Genomic DNA, 16,855 nt, shown 5'->3' with positions numbered 1-16,855 from the left:
CCCGATCCGACCCCACCCCGGCTGCTCGGGAGTCATCCGTGACCTACGTCATCGCGCTGCCCTGCATCGACGTCAAGGACAAGTCCTGCATCGAGGAGTGCCCCGTCGACTGCCTCTACGAGGGCTCCCGCTCGATGTACATCCACCCGGACGAGTGCGTCGACTGCGGGGCGTGTGAGCCGGTCTGCCCGGTCGAGGCGATCTTCTACGAGGAGGACACCCCGCAGGAGTGGCACCGTTACCACGTGGCCAACGCCGAGTTCTTCGCCGAGTTGGGCGCGCCGGGCGGCGCCGCCCGGCTCGGCCCGGTCGCGCGTGACCATCCCCTCATCGCCCAGCAGACGGCCCGCACCCCATGACCCCGGCACCGCCCGCCGGCACCGGCCGCGGGCCGCCGGGACGTGGTCGTCCTCGGCTCGACCGGTTCGATCGGCACCCAGGCCGTCGAGCTGATCGGGCGCAACCCCGACCGGTTCCGTGTCACCGGGCTCGCCGCCGGTGGTGCGCGGGTCGGTCAACTCGCCGCACAGGCACGCAGGTTGAGGGCGCGAACCGTGGCGGTGGCGCGCGCGGACGTGGTGCCGGCGCTGCGTCAGGCGCTGGCCGCGCAGTTCCGGGCCGAGCCGCCGCCCGAGATCCTCGCGGGCCCCGACGCGGCGTCCGAACTCGCCGCCTCCGACTGTCACACGGTGCTCAACGGCATCACCGGCTCCATCGGCCTGGCCCTGACGCTCGCCGCCCTGAAGGCCGGGCGCACCCTGGCGCTCGCCAACAAGGAATCGCTGATCGCCGGCGGCCCGTTGGTGGCGGAACTGGCCCGGCCCGGGCAGATCGTCCCGGTCGACTCCGAGCACGCCGCGCTCTTCCAGGCGCTCGCCGCCGGCACGCGGGCGGACGTGCGCAGGCTCCTGCTCACCGCGTCCGGCGGCCCGTTCCGGGGCCGCACCCGGGCCCAACTCGCCGATGCCGCACCCGCCGACGCGCTCGCCCACCCCACCTGGTCGATGGGCCCGACGATCACCGTCAACTCCGCGACCCTGGTCAACAAGGGCCTGGAGGTCATCGAGGCGCACCTGCTCTTCGGCGTCCCCCTCGACCGCATCGAGGTCGTCGTCCACCCGCAGTCCGCGGTGCACTCCATGGTGGAGTTCGTCGACGGTTCGGCGCTGGCGCAGGCCGCCCCGCCGGACATGCGCGGCCCGCTCGCCATTGGGCTCGGCTGGCCCGAGCGGATCCCCGACGCGGCGCCCGCCTTCGACTGGGCCGCGCCCCTCGCCTGGGAGTTCCTCCCCCTCGACGCGGAGGCGTTCCCCGCGGTCCAACTCGCCTGCTGCGTAGGCAAGGTGGGCGGCACCGCCCCGGCGGTCCTCAACGCCGCGAACGAGGAGTGCGTTGCCGCGTTCCTCGCCGGCCGGCTGCCGTTCGCCGGCATCGTGGAGACGGTCACCGCGGTGGTGGCCGAGCACGGGACCCCGGCCAACGGGGCCGCGCTCACCCTGTCGGACATCGTGGCGGCGGAAGCCTGGGCGCACGCCCGGGCCCGCGAACTGGCGACGTACGCGGGGCGATCGGCCGCGCGCCGCGGACCACGGCGCTGACAGGGCCACCCAACGCCCCCCCGCCAACTACCGCCCCGAATCGGTGAGATGCGACGGAAAGCCTGGATTCCGCACCCCCGATCCGGGATCGTAGAGAAATGAACTCCGGCGACTGCGACGGCGACCGCACCCCCGACCGCGACGGCGACGACGACGTGGAGATGCGCGAAGTGGTCCGCGAACTGGCCCGGGCATTGGAGACGATGCTCAACCTCATCAAGGCCGACGCCCTGCCCGTGACCCCCGAGGCGCGCGCCCTGATGCACCGGACCATGGCCTTCCTCGACGAGTCCACCGACCGGTTCGTGACCCTGGACCGCCCCGGCGACATCCTCCCCCTGGCCGCCGCCATCAACGAGATGGTCAACTCCACGCGCCAGCAGATCCACGACGACGTGATCGCCGCCTCCCCGCCCCCGGACCACCCGACGCCCTGAGCGCGAACGCGCACCGGTCTCCCCGGGCGCCCACCGCCCACGTCCCCTGCAGAAACGTCTGCGCAACGAACTACCCTGACCCGTTATGGAGTGGCTCGAACGGGTGGTGGACCTCAGACGGTGGACGCAGAACGGCGTCCGCGCCCCGCACAAGCCGCTGTTGCTCCTCTACGCCCTCGGCAGCTACCAGCGGGACGCCGACGCCGAACTCCGCTACACCGCGGTCGAGGACGACCTCAAGCGCCTGCTCGCCGAGTACGGACCGCCGAACCCGACGACCCCCGCCTACCCCTTCCACCACCTCGTCAGCGACGGCGTGTGGGAGGTCCACACCGACCGGGGACCGGGCAGCCCCGGCGCCAAGGTCGGCGAACTCCGCTCCAGCGGAGCCACCGGCAGCCTCGCCCCCGGCCTGCGGGACGCCCTCGCCGCGGACCCGGCGTTGCTCGGCCGCCTGGTCAGGGTGGCGCTGGACGCCCACTTCCCGCCGTCCCTGCACGGCGACCTGTGCGAGGCGGTCGGCCTCGACCTGGAGCGCGCCGAACTCGGCCCCGCACACCCCGCGAACGAGACGGCCCGACGCCAACGGGACCCGCGGATCCGCGAACTCGTCTTCACCGCCTACGAGTACCAGTGCGCGTTCTGCGGTTACGACGGGGCGCTCGGCGACGCGCGGCTGCGCACCAGCGCGGTCGGGCTGGAGGCCGTGCACGTGCGCTGGTGGAGCCACGACGGGCCGGACGCGGTCGACAACGGCCTGTGTCTGTGCGCCCTGCACTACAAGCTCTTCGACAAGGGGGTCCTGGGCCTCGGCAACGACCACCGCATCCAGGTCTCCCAGCGCTTCGTCGGCCGCAACGAGGCCAGCCGACGGCTGGTCCTCGCCCTCGCCGGCCAGCCGGTCCTCGGCCCCCAGCCCGGTTTCGCACCGGTCGCCGAACACCACCGCGCCTGGCACGCCAAACAGGTCTTCCGCGGCGCCCCCCGCGATCCCGTCCTCACCCCCACGAACTACCACACCCTCGCAACGGACTGATCGTCCAGGGCCGTTGAGCTCGTTGAGCTCGTTGAGCTCGTTGAGCTCGTTGAGTCCGTTGAGTCCGTTGAGTCCGATGCGGGCGCGCGGGCGGGCGAGGGCGCGCCGACCCCACGGCTGAAAGGGACCCCCACCGCCCCTCACGTCACCGAGAAACCGCCGTCCACGAAGACCGTCTGGCCGGTCACGTACGCCGCGCCCGGGCCGGCCAGGAACACCGCGGCGCCGGCGAGGTCGGCCAGTTCGCCGGTGCGGCCGACCATCGTCCGGCGGGCGATCGCCTCGACGCGGTCCGGGTCGGCGTAGACCTCGGCGGTGAGCGGGGTGCGCACGAAGCCCGGGGCGAGGGCGTTGACGCACACGCCGTGCCGGGACCACGCCTCGGCCTGGGAGCGGGTCAGTGCCGCCAGTCCGGCCTTGGACACCCCGTAGGCGCCGCTGTTGCCGAACGCCCGGATCGACTGCTGGGAGGCGAGGTGCAGGATGCGGCCCCAGCCCCGCTCCGCCATCCCGGGCCCGAACCGCTGGCCCAGCAGGAACGGGGCGTCCAGGTTGACCGCCATCGTGCGGTCCCACTCCTCGGTGCCCAACTCGTCCATGGGCGGGCGGGGGTTGACGCCGGCGGAGTTGACCAGGATGTCCGGCTCGCCGAACCGGCGCGCCACCTCGTCCGCACCGGCCCGCACCGCCGCCCGGTCGCCCAGGTCGGCGGCGACCCAGTCCGCGGCGACGCCCGCCGCCCGCAACTCCTCGGCGGCCGCCGCCAACGGCTCCGGCCGGCGCGCCATCAGGACGACCTCCGCCCCGGCGCGGCCCAGCGCCTCGGCGATCGCCCGGCCGATCCCGGAGCTGCCCCCGGTCACCAGGGCCCGCCGGCCGGAGAGTGAGAACAGCGCGTCGAGGTACGGGGTGGACATGGGGCGGGCCTCCTGGATGCGACGGAACGAGAGGGGGCGAGACGGGCCGGGGCGGGCCGGTGTTGGCGCTTGCCGGCCGTCGCACCCCGGTGAGCGCGACGAGCACCTGGCCTCAGACGATCACACGGTGTCGTCGACCAGGTCCAGAACGGGGCGCAGTCCGTCCGGGCGGCGGTCGACGGGGAGGTGGTCGACGGGGAAGTAGCGGCAGCCGACGGCGGTGGCGCCGCCGTCCGCGGTCCGGTCGTCGCCGACCATCAGGACCTGCGCGGGGGAGCGGCCCAACGCACCGCAGGCGAGCGCGAAGAGGCGCGGGTCCGGCTTCTGGAGGGCGTGCTCGTAGGAGAGGACGCAGGCGGTGAGGTGGCGGTCCAGACCGTGGGCGCGCAGGACCGGGCGGAGGTCCCAGCCGATGTTGCTGAGCACGCCGGTGCGGATGCCGCGGCGGTGCAGCGCGGTGAGCACCTCGGCGGCGTCGGGGTAGGGCAGCCAGGCGTCCGGGGTCATATGGCGGTCGTAGAGCACGTCGTAGAGCGAGCGGTCGCTCGGCGGGTCGTACAACTCGGGGTGGGGGAGGGGGACTTGGCGGGCCAGTCCGGTGTAGAGGGCGCGGTGGTGGCGGGCCTCGCGGTCGCGGGCCTCCCAGAGGGCGGTCAGGGCGTCGGGGAGCGTGGCCGGCGAGGGCCCGCCGGGGAGGGCGCCGGCCCGTTCCAGGGCGGTGGCCAGCGCGGTGATCTCGGCGGCGTCGAGCGGGCAGGGCGCCGTGCCCGGGGCGGCGTGGAAGGCGGCGAGGGAGGCCCGGAGCCAGGTGCCCGCCGGCTCGATGCGCAGCAGCGTCCCGGAGAAGTCGAACAGGACGCCGGCGATCCGGTCGTCGGCCGGCCCGTCGGGCGTGCCGTTGGGGGTCGTCATGGCTCCATGGTGACGCCGGCCCGGCCGCGGCGGGTCAGGTCAGCGCGTTCAGGCCCGGCCAGAACGTCACCACGAGCGGGACGGCGGGCAGCAGGACGGCACAGGCGGTCATCCCCAGGCGGCGGCCGGGGGTGAGCCGGGCGGCCGGCGCCAGCAGCCGGTCGACCCGCTGCGGGACCTGCGCGAGCTGGGGCGGGCACGGCCCGAACACCCCGCTGTGCTCGTTGAGTTGGACCAGTGCCAGGGCTATCGTCAGCCGGCCGAAGCGGCGCGAGGCGACGTCGTCGGCGGCCAACTCGACCAGCCGGTGCACCTGGTCGCGGAACGCGGCGAACACCGGGATCTGCGGGAAGCCGGCCGCCAGCGCCGACGCGCAGTGCAACAGCACGTCGTGCCGGGCCCTGAGGTGCCCCTGCTCGTGGGCGATCAACGCATCGAGCTGACGGCCCTTCAGGCGCCGCAAGGCCGAGGTGGTGATGACCATTTGGGACGCGGGGTGGTGCTGCAACAGCCAGGCGGCCGGCCGGTCGCCCTCCAGCACCACCAGGCGGCCGCCGCGCGGGTCCTCGCCGGGCAGCAGCGGTGAACGGCGCCGGAGTTCGGCCCGGCGGCGCCGGCGGCGGGTCCGCGCCGCCCGCACCTCGCGGGTCAGCGCCACCACCGTCCACGCGCCGCCGCCCGCCAGCAGCAGCGCCAGCACGCCGGCCCACGGCCCGTAGGTGTTGAGCGCGTACGCCTCGACGACCACCCGCGGGGCGAAGCCGAACACCGGGCTGCGCACCGCGTCCCAGGCGGCGGCCGCGCTCAGCGCCATGGCGAGCACACAGCAGAGCAGCACCCCGGCCACCACGCACTGCCACACCCACAAGGCGAGTACCGGCTCCCGGTCCGGCCAGTCCGAACGGGCCATCAGGCGCGGCGCGGTCGCCGCGGCCAGCACGCCGAGGGTCATCAGCGTGAGGGGGACCATCATGGCCACAGCCTATGAGCGGCCGACTACCGGTTGGTACGGTCCTGCGGCGGAAGTGACGCACGCCACGCCACCGCCCGGTGTGCCCCGCGGGGCGGCGCCACTGCCGCCCGGCGGCGCCCCTCAGAGCGCCAGCAGCATGGCGAGCATGCCCACCCCCATGGCCACTTGGCAGGCCCGCAGCACACCGGGCCCACCCGGGCGCGCGGCGGGACCGCCGTCGGACGCCGGACCGCCCGGCGCCAACCGCACGCCGGCGGTGAGCACATAGACCACGTAGTAGACGAGCAACGCCCCGGTCACCAGCGGCACCCCGGCCGGCACCGCATGTCCCGCCCCGGCCGCCCCCGTCATGCCGGTCATCCCCGTCATGCCGTGCGCACTCTGCGTCCCCGACATCCCCGGCATGTCCCGCATGCCGACCATCGCGAGCGCCATGTAGACCATCGTCAGCGCGCCCACCGCGTGGTGCAGATGGCGCCGCAGCAGCGCCCACAGCGCCGCCGCGCCGAACACCACGGCGTACGGCCAGGGCGCCCACGCCGGCGGCGCCACCACGGACGCGGGCAGCGCCATCACCGCCATGCCCCCCGCCATCAGCGCCTCGCTCCGGGCCGTCGCCCGCTGGGCCGGGGGCCCGCTGCGTATACGGGACAGGCAGTAGCCGCCGGTCGCGGCGCACAGCGCCACCAGCAACCAGCCGACCAGCGGCGGCGTGTGCATGGCACACCTCCCGGACGGGGGACGGAGATCACCCGCAGGATTCCCGCCCGGGGCGTGGCACATGGGAGCGCACAGGCGCATACGGGGAGCGCAGGGCGCCGCCCGGCCGGTCAGCCCACCGCCGGCCGCTCCGGGCCGCACCAGGCGGTCAGCGCCGCCCGCAGCGCCTCCTCGGTCACCGGGGCGTCGCCCGCCCAGGCGAGATAGCCGTCCGGACGCACCAGCAGCGCCGCCGCCCCCACCCCCTCGGCATCGGCCGGGACGATCGCGACCCGGTCGGCCCACCCCGCCGCGGCCTTGCGCAGACCGTCCGCGCCCGCTTTTCCGTCGAGCCCCAGCAGCAACGGTCGCCCCGGGTGCAGCAGTTCCACCAACCGGGTCGGCCCGTCCGCCGTCGTCAGCGGCAGATCGCGGAGGAAGGTCCCCGCCAACGGGTGCCCGTCCGGGCCCGGGTCGTAGCGGATACCGGTGGCGTAGACGATCTCGGTGAGGTACTTGTTGACCTCGTCCATCGCCATCAACTCGGTGAACAGCCCGCGCAGCGCGTCGACTTGGGGACCTGGGCGCATCAGCGCCACCTGGGCGCGGGTGTTCGCCAACACCTGCGCGGCGACCGGATGCCGCTCGACCTGGTAGCTGTCCAGTAGCCCCGCCGGCGCCCAGCCCCGGCACTCGGCGGCCAGCTTCCACCCCAGGTTGAAGGCGTCCTGGAGGCCGAGGTTGGCGCCCTGCCCGCCGGCCGGGAAGTGGATGTGCGCCGCGTCCCCGGCCAGCAGCACCCGGCCCGCGCGGTACCGGTCCGCCTGCCGGGTGCTGTCGGAGAAGCGGCTGACGAAGTCCACGTCGGTCAGGGTGATCCGCACCCCGGTCACCCGCTCGATGCCCGCGGCCAGTTCCGCCGCGGTCGCCGGCCCCTCCGGCGCCTCCGGGGCGTCCCACTCGACGACGGCTATCCGCCCGTCCGGCATCCGCATGAACCAGCCCCGGTCGGTCCGCTCCCAGGCGGCCGGCAGCTCCCCGCCCCCGTGGACCTCGACGGTGCCCCGCCCCATCCGGCTGGTCAGCGACGCATCGGTGCCCGGGAAGCCGATCCCGGCGCCCTTGCGGACCGCGCTGCGCCCGCCGTCGCACCCGACCAGGAAGTCGCCGCGCACCTCCGACTCGCCGCCCGCGGTCCGCACCCGGACGGTGACCCCGGTGTCGTCCTGCGCCAGCCCGGTCACCTCGTGGCCGTGCCGGACCACCGCGCCGAGCGCGGCGGCCCGTTGGCCGAACAACTCGGTGAGGACCTCGTGGGTCAGCATCAGGTTGTGCGGCTGCTCGGCCGGCTCCGCGGTGTGCCGGCCGAGCAGGAACAGCCCGGCGAAATGGCCGCGGGCGCCGCGGTCGTCGACGTCCCGGCGGAAGGCCGCGAGCCCCGGCAGCCGCTCCTGGGCCCGGGCGAACTCCGTCAGCAGACCCCGCCGGTCCAGACTCTCCAACGTCCGGGAGTGCACCATCAGCGTGCGCGGCTCGCCCTCCCCCGGGCGGCCCCTCTCCAGGACGAGCGTCGCGACCCCGTGCAGCCGCAACTCCCCCGCCAGCGCCAGGCCGACCGGCCCGCCGCCCGCGATGACAACATCGAAGTGCTCCCCGCCCAGCGGGTGTTCCGTAGTGGTCATGTCGCGACGCTAGCGACCGCCGCCCCCTACCACCAGTTACCGTTGCGCAGGCCAGAGTTGCACCACGCGCACTCGTGCCGCCCGACCTCGCCGTCGGGTCAGGGCCGGTACCGCAACGGATGGTCCGCGGGCACCTCGGTCAGCACGATCCGGTGCCCGTCCGGGTCCGCGATCCACATCTCGATCAGCCCCCACGGCTCCCGCACCGGTGGCCGCAGCACCGTCACCCCGCGCCCGACCAACTCCTCGTGCGCCCGCGCCGCGTCGGCAACCTGGAGCCACAACCGGAGCGTCGGCGTCGGCGCCTCCGCGGACCGCCCGGACACCTCCAGGAAGCCGCCGCCGAGGAAGTACACCGTGCCGCGCTCCGGGCCCGTGCCGAACTCCCGGTAGATCGCCAGGCCCAGCGCCTCGCCGTAGAACGTCCGCGACCGCTCCGGATCGGTCGGCCGCAACAACACCCTGCTGCTCAGTACCTGCACCATGCCAGGGACCCTATGCCGCGCGACGGGCCACGGGTGCCTGACACGGCGCACCCGCCACCCCCGCCCGGAGCGGGGGACCTCCGCCCCTGCCGCTGCCGACCGCCTCTTGTTAGCCTCGCTGTCAGCCATCCTTACGTCCCGAGAGGACCCCGTGCCATGTCCACCACCTCGCTGACCTTCCGCACCGCCACCGAGGACGACATCCCCGGGCTCGTCGCCCTGGTGGAGGCGGCCTACCGCGGGGACGCCAGCCGGGCCGGGTGGACGACCGAGGCCGACCTGCTGGAGGGCCAGCGGACCGACCCCGAGGGCGTCGGCGCGGCGGTGCGCCACGAGAGCGGCCGGCTGCTGGTCGCCGAGCGGGACGGCGAGTTGATCGCCTGCTGCCAGTTGGAGCACCGCGGCGACCACACCTACTTCGGGATGTTCGCGGTCCGGCCCACCCTCCAGGGCGGCGGCCTGGGCAAGACGATCATCGCCGAGGCCGAGCGGGTCGCCCGGGCCACCTGGGGCGCCGGCGAGATGCGGATGACCGTGATCCGGCAGCGCGAGGAACTGGTCGCCTGGTACGAGCGGCGCGGCTACCGTCGCACCGGCGAGCTCAGCCCGTTCCCGTACGGCGACGAGCGGTTCGGCATCCCGCAGCGCGCCGACCTGGAGTTCGAGCAGCTGGTCAAGCCGCTGGGCTGACCGCCCGGCCGGCCGTCGCGCCGCTCACAGCCGCCCGGCCTCGATGATCCGCTGGAGGAACTGCCGGGTCCGGGCGTGCTCGGGAGCGCCGAACACCCGCTCCGGCGCCCCGCGTTCCAGGACCACCCCGCCCTCCAGGAAGCACACCTGGTCGGCGACCTCCCGGGCGAACCCCATCTCATGGGTGGCGATCACCATCGTCATGCCCTCCTCCTTGAGGTCCCGCACGACCGTCAACACCTCGCCGACCAGCTCCGGATCGAGCGCCGCGGTGATCTCGTCGAGCAGCAGCAACCGTGGCCGCCCGGCCAGCGCCCGGGCGATCGCCACCCGCTGCTGCTGGCCGCCGCTGAGCCGGTCCGGATACTCCCCGGCCCGCCCGCCGAGCCCCAGCCGCGCCAGCAGCGCACGGGCCCGCTCCTCGGCCTCGGCGCGCGGCACCTTGTGCACCCGGCGCGGCGCCAGCGTGATGTTGTCCAGCACGCTCAGGTGCGGGAAGAGGTTGTACGCCTGGAAGACCACGCCGATCCGGCGGCGCACCGCGTCCGCGTCCACCCGCGGATCGGTGATCTCCTCGCCGTCCAGGAAGATCGCCCCGTCGTCGATCTCCTCCAGCAGGTTGGCGCACCGCAGCAGCGTGGACTTGCCGGACCCGGAGGCCCCGATCAGCACCGTCACGCTGTGCGGGGCGACCGCCAGATCCACGTCCCGCAGCACGACGCTCCGCCCGCGCCCGTACGTCTTGCGCACCGCCTCCATCCGCAGCACCGGCCCGCCGGCCCGGTCCGCCGCGTCCACCGTCCCCGCCCCGTCCGTCGTGCTCATACCGTCCCTCCCTGGGTGCGCCGGCGGTCCATCCGGGCGGTGACCCAGTCCGTGAAGCGGGTCATCGGGATGGTCAGCGCCACGAAGACCAGCCCGGCCACCACGTACGGCGTGTAGTTGAAGTCCTTGCCGGCGATGATCTGCGCCGCGTACACCGCGTCCACCGCGCCCGCGATCGACACCAGCCCGGTGTCCTTCTGCAGCGACACCAGGTCGTTGAGGAGCGGCGGCACCACCCGCCGCACCGCCTGCGGCAGCACCACGAAGCGCAGCGCCTGCCCGCCGGTCAACCCCAACGACCGGGCCGCGGCCCGCTGCGAGGGGTGCACCGACTCGATGCCGGCCCGGAAGACCTCCGCCACGTACGCCGAGTACGTCAGCACCAGCGCCGCGCCGCCGAGGACCACCGGGTCGGTGGTGACCCCCTGGAGCCGGAGCGCCGGCACCCCGAACACCACCATCAACAGGCAGATGATCAGCGGCATTCCGCGGAAGAAGTCGGTGTACGCGGTGGCCAGCGCCCGCAGCGGGAAGAACACCGGCCCACGCAGCGTCCGCGCCACCGCCAGCAGCAGCCCGCACACCAACACCGCGGCCCCGCACACCACCAGCAGCCGCAGGTTCAACAGCAGCCCCTCCAGCACCTTCGGCAGCGCGATCCGCGCATACGCCGGGCTGAAGAACGTCTCCCGAGTGCGCGGCCAGCCGGGCGAGTCGACCACGGCCAGGACCAGCATCGCACCGGTGACCAGCGTGCTCAGCGCCGCGACGGCGACGGCCCGCCGCGCCCGGACCCGCCGGTACCGCTCCCGCTCGATCCGCCGCCGCGACGGCACGTACCCGTCGTCGACGACGTCGGACCCGGCGCTCCCCGCCGCCTTCCCTGTCTCCGTCATCTCTCCTTCCCCGTACGTCACTTGAGCACCGGGACGTCGACCGCGTCGGCCAGCCACCGCTTCTCCAGCGCGGCCAGCGTGCCCTTGCGGCGCAGCGCGTCGACCGCCGCCGTGACGCAGCCGGTCAGCGGGCTCTCCTTGTCCAGTACCAGCCCGAACTGCTCCTTGACCGGCCCCTGTTGCGCGAACTGCCCGACGACCACGGCGTCCTTGAGCTCCGCCGAGGTGATGAAGAAGGCGGTCGGCAGATCGACCAGGATCGCGTCCACCTGGCCGTTCTTCAGCGCGGACTTGGCCAGGTCGTTCTTCTGGAAGACCGCGGCCGGCCGGCTGGGGCGGATGGTGTCGTTGACGACGTCGAGGCTGGTGGTGCCGACCTGCGCGCCCAGCCGCACGCCCTTGAGGTCGGCGACGCTCTTGGCGCCGGCCGCCTTGGAGCCCTTGAGCGCCACCACCGCCTGCCGCACGTCGTAGTAGCCGGAGGAGAACGCCACCGCCCGCCTGCGCGACGCGCTGATCGACACCTGGTTGATATCGAAGTCGAACGTCTTCGCCCCGGGCGCGAAGGCGCTGTTGAACGGCACCTTCCGCCACCGCACCGCGCCCTTGCCGTACCCCAGCTCGTTCGCCACGGCGTAGGCCACCGCCGACTCGTAGCCCCTGCCGTTGGCCGGGTCGTCGTCGTTGAACCAGGGCGCGTAGGCGGGCTCGTCGGTGCCGACGGTCACCGTCCCCGGCGTCACGGTGGCCAGCCTGCCGGGCGCGCAACTCCGCTTCCCGGCGGCCTGCGTGCCGCCCGGGGCGGCGTCCTGCGGGGCGCAGCCGACCGCCGTGCCGAGCAGCACGACGGTGGCGCAGACGGTCAGACGCACGCGGCGTCGGGAGGGATGCATGCCCGGAGAGTGGCAGCGCACCGCCCGATCTGTCGAGATCACCGACCCGAACGTCCGCATGCTGGAAGCAGATTGCACCGCTGTGAACTGCACGTTTCCCGAACCCGGCGGCCCGCGCGCCGGGTTCGGGCCGCACCCGGCCGACCGCTACGCGGTGAAGCGCACCGCCCGCCGGATCTCCGGCCGGTCGGTCACCACACCGTCCAGCCCCAACCCCCGCGCCAGCCGCAGTTGGTCATGGGTGTTCACCGTCCACCCCAGCACCCGCAACCCCGCGGCGTGCGCCCGCTCGACGAGCTCCAGGGTCAGCCGCCGGATGTCCAACGACACCAGCTCCGCACCCACCGCCGTCGCGCGCCCGACGACCTCGGCGTCGTAGTGCTCGGCGACCAGCCCGGTGCGGGCCCCCGGCAGCGCGCCGCGCGCCGCCGCCAACGCCTCCTCGTGGAACGAGATCACCTCCACCCGGCCGGTCAGGTCGCGCGCGCCCACCACCTCGACCAGCGCCTGCGCCGCCGCGACGTCCTTGATCTCGGCCTGCAGCGGCAGCCGCACCGCCTCCACGACCTCCTCGAACACCGGGATCCGCTCGCCCCGCCCGGCGTCCAGCTCCCGCAGCTCGGCGAGGGTGCGCTCGGCGATCGGCCCGGCGCCGTCGGTGGTCCGGTCGACGTCCGGGTCGTGCATCACCACCAGCGCCCCGTCCTTGCTCAGGTGCAGGTCCAGCTCGATGGCGTCGACGCCCTCGCGTTCGGCCCGCACGAAGGAGCGCAGGGTGTTCTCCGGCTCCACACCCATCATTCCGCGGTGCCCGATGGTCAGAAAGGACAAGGCTGCCTCGCTTCTGGTCGGCTCGGTTGCTGTCGGCTCCGTGCACAAGTCGGCCACCGGCGCACTGCCGCCCGAAATGGCGCACAGCCTAATCCGCTGACGTGCGGCAGCGCCGTAGGGACAAGTGCCCTCTAGCCCGTACGAGTGCCCCCGCGCCGCACCCGCTACGCCCCGCCGGCCCGCCCACCGCCCGCGGCGGCGCCCGGCATCCGACCCCCCCTCACCCGTTCGGCCCAGAGTCGACCTACGCACCTACCCAGGTGGCGCCGCAGAAAACGCGGTGACCATGCCACTAGAGGCCAGGAAGTGAGCTCGAACCCGTAACACACAGGAAAAACATCCGTGACCATGCGAGTCGGCAGAATAATTTTCAGCATCCCCACTTGAATGGGTGATCCCTGGCTGGTTACCGTGGTCTTAACAGGACGATCTACCGCCGGAGGGCAGTCATGACGGAAATTCTTTCGCCTGTGGGTGTCCAGGGCGGCGCTCTCTCCGACGAGCCCGTGGTCGCGCACCTCGCGTGGCCGGTGCTCAAGGACGCCGTCGAAACCATCCGCCCGTGGCAGTCCAAGGACGGTTCGATCGACCTCGCCGCCGAGGGCGCGCCGACCGCCGCCGCCGTCCGCCACGAGGTCGACCGCGCGATAACCGCCATCCGCGAACTCGCCCCGCTGCTCCCGCACGACGCCGCCTACCACCGGGCGCTCGTCGCCGACCTGCGCCGCTGGGCCGACGAGGGCTTCGGCATCCCCGACTTCCTCGACTCGCTGCTCGCCTTCCAGCCCGCACAGGCGCGCGCCGACGGCCTCCAGCACCTCGTCGTCTTCCCCATGTACACCCAGAACGGCAACCCGAACCGCAACTTCGAGGCCGTCGTGCTGCGCATGGTCTGGCCGGACTGGCTCGCCGACCTGGAGCGCACCCGCTACGACAACCCCCTCTTCTGCGGCATCACCTTCGAGGACTTCACCGCCGGTTACGACACCAATTCCGCCGTCCTCTTCCCCGAGACCATCGCGGTCCGCCAGGCCCCCGAGCGCTTCAGCTGGGGCGGCATCTTCTGCGACCGCGAGGCCGCCCGCTTCCGCCGGGTCAGCGCCGCCGCCGTGGAGATCCTGGGCGTCCAACTCCCCGACGACATCCGCACGATGCTCGACGACCAGCAGCGCTGCCAACAGGCGTTCGTCCTCTGGGACATGGTCCACGACCGCACGCACAGCCACGGCGACCTCCCGTTCGACCCGTTCATGATCAAGCAGCGCCAGCCGTTCTGGATGTACGGTCTGGAGGAACTCCGCTGCGACCTCACCGCCTTCAAGGAGGCCGTGAAACTGGAGGCCGAGGGCTACCCGCAGGCCCGCGACGTGCAGTACGCGGTGATCTTCGACCGGATGTTCCGCTTCCCGGTCACCGGCGAGCGGGTGCGCAACTACGACGGCCTCGGCGGCCAGCTCCTCTTCGCCTACCTCCACAAGCACGACGTCGTACGCTGGACGGACAACACACTGCACATCGACTGGGAGCGGGCGCCCAAGGTCACCAACCAGCTCTGCGGCGAGATCGAGAAGCTCTACCGCGACGGCATCGACCGGCCCAAACTGGTCCACTGGTTCGCCGCCTACGACCTCGTCTCCGGCTACCTCGCCCCGCACCCCGGCTCGGCCTGGGCCAAGGGCCCCGACGCCCTCGACCTGGACCGGCCGCCCCGCAAACTCGTGGACGACGTGCTCCCCGACGAGTTCCCGCTGAGCATGTTCTACGAGGCGCTCGCCAAGAAGCTGCGCACAGTGATCGCCTCCACCAAGGGCATCACCGCTCACAGCGACACGCCGGCGGCGGCGTGACGGGCGCGCGGAACGAGCAGGATCACCAGGTGCAGAGCGTGCGGACCGACCGGGATCCCCGGTCGGCGGCCGTCCAGGGGCAGGACGACGAGGAGGCGACGGAGATGGGTACTTCGACGGGCGGACAGGGTTCGCTGGAGGGCGCGGTCATCGCGGTGGCCGGAGCGGCCGGCCCGGCGGGCCGCGCCACCCTCCTGCGGCTGGCCGAGGCCGGCGCGACGGTGGTCGGCTCGGACTCCAACCCCGAACGACTGGCGGAGGCCGTCGACGCGGCGCGCTACGCCCACGGCGGCGCCACGGTCATCGGTGAGACCGTCGACCTCCTCGACCGCGACCAGACCCGCGAATGGGCCACCCGCACGGAGAAGGAGTTCGGCCGCGTCGACGGCCTGGTCCACCTCGTCGGCGGCTGGCGCGGCTGCTCGACGTTCACCGATACCGACCTGGCGGACTGGGACACCCTCCACAAGCTGCTGATCCGCACCGTCCAGCACACCTCCCTCGCCTTCTACGACGGCCTCGAACGCAGCGGCAACGGCCGTTACCTGCTGATCAGCGCCGCCGGCGCCAGCAAGCCCACCGCGGGCAACGCCGCCTACGCCGCGTCCAAGGCCGCCGCCGAGGCGTGGACCCTCGCCATGGCGGACGGCCTCCGCAAGTCGGGGGGTGACGCCGGCCCCCGCGCCGCCGCTGCGATCCTGGTCGTGAAGGCGCTCGTCAACGACCAGATGCGCGCCGAGCGACCGAACGCCAAGTTCGCGGGCTTCACCGACGTCACGGAGCTGGCCGAGGCCATCGCCGGGGTCTGGGACCGGCCCGCCCAGGAAGTGAATGGACAGCGTCTGTGGCTGACCCCCAAGCCGTGAACCGGGCGAAGACCGACGCCCGCCAGCACCACGACCCGCAGATCCGCGGCTTCGCCAGCGACAACTACGCCGGCGCGCACCCCGAGGTGCTCGCCGCGCTCGCCCTCGCCAACGGCGGCCACCAAGTCGCCTACGGTGAGGACGAGTACACCGAGCACCTCCAGTGCGTCTTCCGGAGCCACTTCGGCCAACGCGCCCAGGCGTTCCCGGTGTTCAACGGCACCGGCGCCAACGTCGTCGCGCTCCAGGCGGTCACCGACCGCTGGGGCGCGGTGATCGCCGCCGACACCGCGCACATCCACGTCGACGAGTGCGGTGCCCCCGAGCGGATCGGCGGCCTCAAGCTGCTCACCGTCCCCACCCCCGACGGCAAGCTCACCCCCGAGCTGATCGACCGCGAGGCGCACGGCTGGGAGGACGAACACCGCGCCATGCCGCAGGTCGTCTCGATCACCCAGAGCACCGAACTCGGCACCGTCTACACCCCGGACGAGGTCCGCGCCATCTGCGACCACGCCCACGAGCGGAAGATGCTCGTCCACCTCGACGGCTCCCGGATAGCCAACGCCGCGGCCACCCTCGACGTCCCGATGCGCGCCTTCACCAACGCCGTGGGCGTCGACATCCTCTCGTTCGGCGGCACCAAGAACGGCGCCGTCTTCGGCGAGGCGGTGGTCGTGCTCAACCCCGACGCCGTCGGCGCCATGAAGCACCTGCGCAAGCTGTCGATGCAACTCGCGTCCAAAATGCGCTTCGTCTCCGTCCAGTTGGAGGCCCTGCTCGCCAAGGACCTCTGGCTCCGCAACGCCCGCCACGCCAACGCGATGGCCCAACGTCTGGCCACCGGCGTCCGCGAGATCCCCGGCATCGAGATCCTCTACCCCGTCCAGTCCAACGGCGTCTTCGCCCGCCTCCCCCACGACGTCAGCGAACGCCTCCAGAAGCGGTACCGCTTCTACTTCTGGGACGAGAGCGCGGGAATCGTCCGCTGGATGTGCGCCTTCGACACGGAGGAGGGGGACGTCGACGGGTTCCTCTCGGCGCTACGTGAGGAAATGTCCCGGTAATCGATTGCGGCTGACGCCGGGCTGTTCCCACGTCGTCGGCTTTCTCGCCGCGCGGGTTGTTGTTCTTTGCGTCTGCGGCGCCGGTCCGCTTGCGCGGGGCGAGCCGAGTTGTCCGCTGCCGGTCCGCTGCGCGGTGCTGTTGGGTGCGGTGACGGGCCTGCGGGGTGGGGGTGCCAGACTGCTTCGCTTTACGTCTGGCAC

General features: G+C 73.3%; 17 protein-coding genes and 1 pseudogene. 8 read left to right on the top strand and 10 right to left on the bottom strand.

Annotated elements, in window-relative coordinates; translation table 11 throughout:
• Positions 1–38: 38 nt before the first annotated feature.
• From fdxA to ACIQU6_RS25915, 4 genes and pseudogenes are all read left to right on the top strand, one after another.
• A complete protein-coding gene (gene fdxA, locus ACIQU6_RS25930; protein ID WP_403484070.1) occupies positions 39–359 on the top strand; it encodes a ferredoxin in 321 nt (106 codons plus the stop codon).
• Between the two features lie 30 nt (positions 360–389).
• A pseudogene (dxr, locus tag ACIQU6_RS25925) lies at positions 390–1,598 on the top strand (1-deoxy-D-xylulose-5-phosphate reductoisomerase); the annotation flags it as partial.
• 98 nt (positions 1,599–1,696) lie between these two features.
• A complete protein-coding gene (locus ACIQU6_RS25920; RefSeq protein WP_403484069.1) occupies positions 1,697–2,035 on the top strand; it encodes a hypothetical protein in 339 nt (112 codons plus the stop codon).
• Between the two features lie 85 nt (positions 2,036–2,120).
• On the top strand, positions 2,121–3,071 hold the full coding sequence (locus ACIQU6_RS25915) for a phosphorothioated DNA-binding restriction endonuclease (protein WP_403484068.1): 951 nt from the start codon (positions 2,121–2,123) through the stop codon (positions 3,069–3,071).
• Between the two features lie 140 nt (positions 3,072–3,211).
• Here ACIQU6_RS25915 and ACIQU6_RS25910 read toward each other — a convergent pair whose 3' ends face one another.
• The 6 genes from ACIQU6_RS25910 to ACIQU6_RS25885 all read right to left on the bottom strand — a co-directional run bounded on the left by ACIQU6_RS25910 (position 3,212) and on the right by ACIQU6_RS25885 (position 8,739).
• The gene (locus ACIQU6_RS25910) at positions 3,212–3,988 is read right to left on the bottom strand and encodes an SDR family NAD(P)-dependent oxidoreductase (protein ID WP_403484067.1); all 777 of its coding nucleotides are present in this window, start codon (positions 3,986–3,988) and stop codon (positions 3,212–3,214) included.
• Between the two features lie 120 nt (positions 3,989–4,108).
• Positions 4,109–4,900 (bottom strand): HAD family hydrolase, encoded by a 792-nt coding sequence (locus ACIQU6_RS25905; RefSeq protein WP_403484066.1) that lies wholly within the window; start codon positions 4,898–4,900, stop codon positions 4,109–4,111.
• Between the two features lie 34 nt (positions 4,901–4,934).
• The gene (locus tag ACIQU6_RS25900; protein ID WP_403484065.1) at positions 4,935–5,873 is read right to left on the bottom strand and encodes a M56 family metallopeptidase; all 939 of its coding nucleotides are present in this window, start codon (positions 5,871–5,873) and stop codon (positions 4,935–4,937) included.
• A 120-nt stretch (positions 5,874–5,993) separates the two neighbouring features.
• The gene (locus ACIQU6_RS25895; protein ID WP_403484064.1) at positions 5,994–6,593 is read right to left on the bottom strand and encodes a DUF5134 domain-containing protein; all 600 of its coding nucleotides are present in this window, start codon (positions 6,591–6,593) and stop codon (positions 5,994–5,996) included.
• Between the two features lie 110 nt (positions 6,594–6,703).
• Complete coding sequence (locus tag ACIQU6_RS25890) at positions 6,704–8,254, bottom strand: FAD-dependent monooxygenase (protein ID WP_403484063.1); 1,551 nt, start codon at positions 8,252–8,254, stop codon at positions 6,704–6,706.
• Between the two features lie 98 nt (positions 8,255–8,352).
• On the bottom strand, positions 8,353–8,739 hold the full coding sequence (locus ACIQU6_RS25885) for a VOC family protein (RefSeq protein WP_403484062.1): 387 nt from the start codon (positions 8,737–8,739) through the stop codon (positions 8,353–8,355).
• A gap of 156 nt (positions 8,740–8,895) precedes the next feature.
• On the opposite strand from ACIQU6_RS25885, the gene ACIQU6_RS25880 reads away from it, so the two are divergent.
• The gene (locus ACIQU6_RS25880) at positions 8,896–9,429 is read left to right on the top strand and encodes a GNAT family N-acetyltransferase (protein ID WP_403484061.1); all 534 of its coding nucleotides are present in this window, start codon (positions 8,896–8,898) and stop codon (positions 9,427–9,429) included.
• Positions 9,430–9,453: 24 nt separating this feature from the next.
• Here ACIQU6_RS25880 and ACIQU6_RS25875 read toward each other — a convergent pair whose 3' ends face one another.
• The 4 genes from ACIQU6_RS25875 to ACIQU6_RS25860 form a co-directional block, all read right to left on the bottom strand.
• Complete coding sequence (locus ACIQU6_RS25875) at positions 9,454–10,254, bottom strand: amino acid ABC transporter ATP-binding protein (RefSeq protein WP_403484060.1); 801 nt, start codon at positions 10,252–10,254, stop codon at positions 9,454–9,456.
• Positions 10,251–11,150 (bottom strand): amino acid ABC transporter permease, encoded by a 900-nt coding sequence (locus ACIQU6_RS25870; protein ID WP_403484059.1) that lies wholly within the window; start codon positions 11,148–11,150, stop codon positions 10,251–10,253. The genes ACIQU6_RS25875 and ACIQU6_RS25870 overlap by 4 nt, the downstream gene beginning before the upstream one ends.
• Before the next feature lie 17 nt (positions 11,151–11,167).
• Positions 11,168–12,043: an ABC transporter substrate-binding protein gene (locus tag ACIQU6_RS25865; RefSeq protein WP_403484058.1), complete on the bottom strand. Its 876-nt coding sequence runs from the start codon at positions 12,041–12,043 to the stop codon at positions 11,168–11,170.
• A 147-nt stretch (positions 12,044–12,190) separates the two neighbouring features.
• Positions 12,191–12,874, bottom strand: coding sequence for a glycerophosphodiester phosphodiesterase (locus tag ACIQU6_RS25860; protein ID WP_403484057.1), 684 nt, complete (start codon positions 12,872–12,874; stop codon positions 12,191–12,193).
• A 449-nt stretch (positions 12,875–13,323) separates the two neighbouring features.
• Between ACIQU6_RS25860 and ACIQU6_RS25855 the strand changes: the two genes are divergently transcribed.
• The 3 genes from ACIQU6_RS25855 (at position 13,324) to ACIQU6_RS25845 (ending at position 16,654) form a co-directional block, all read left to right on the top strand.
• Positions 13,324–14,721, top strand: coding sequence for a DUF6421 family protein (locus tag ACIQU6_RS25855; RefSeq protein WP_403484056.1), 1,398 nt, complete (start codon positions 13,324–13,326; stop codon positions 14,719–14,721).
• A 104-nt stretch (positions 14,722–14,825) separates the two neighbouring features.
• Positions 14,826–15,587, top strand: coding sequence for an SDR family NAD(P)-dependent oxidoreductase (locus tag ACIQU6_RS25850; protein WP_403484124.1), 762 nt, complete (start codon positions 14,826–14,828; stop codon positions 15,585–15,587).
• Positions 15,566–16,654, top strand: a complete 1,089-nt coding sequence (locus ACIQU6_RS25845) for a threonine aldolase family protein (RefSeq protein WP_403484055.1) — start codon at positions 15,566–15,568, stop codon at positions 16,652–16,654. Before ACIQU6_RS25850 ends, ACIQU6_RS25845 begins: the two co-directional genes overlap by 22 nt.
• The last annotated feature ends 201 nt before the right edge of the window (positions 16,655–16,855 follow it).

The organism is Streptomyces sp. NPDC090442 (assembly GCF_044769405.1).
Taxonomy (GTDB): domain Bacteria; phylum Actinomycetota; class Actinomycetes; order Streptomycetales; family Streptomycetaceae; genus Streptomyces.
Note: the sequence above shows the minus strand (reverse complement) of the source record. Positions and strands in the feature narration are given on the sequence as shown.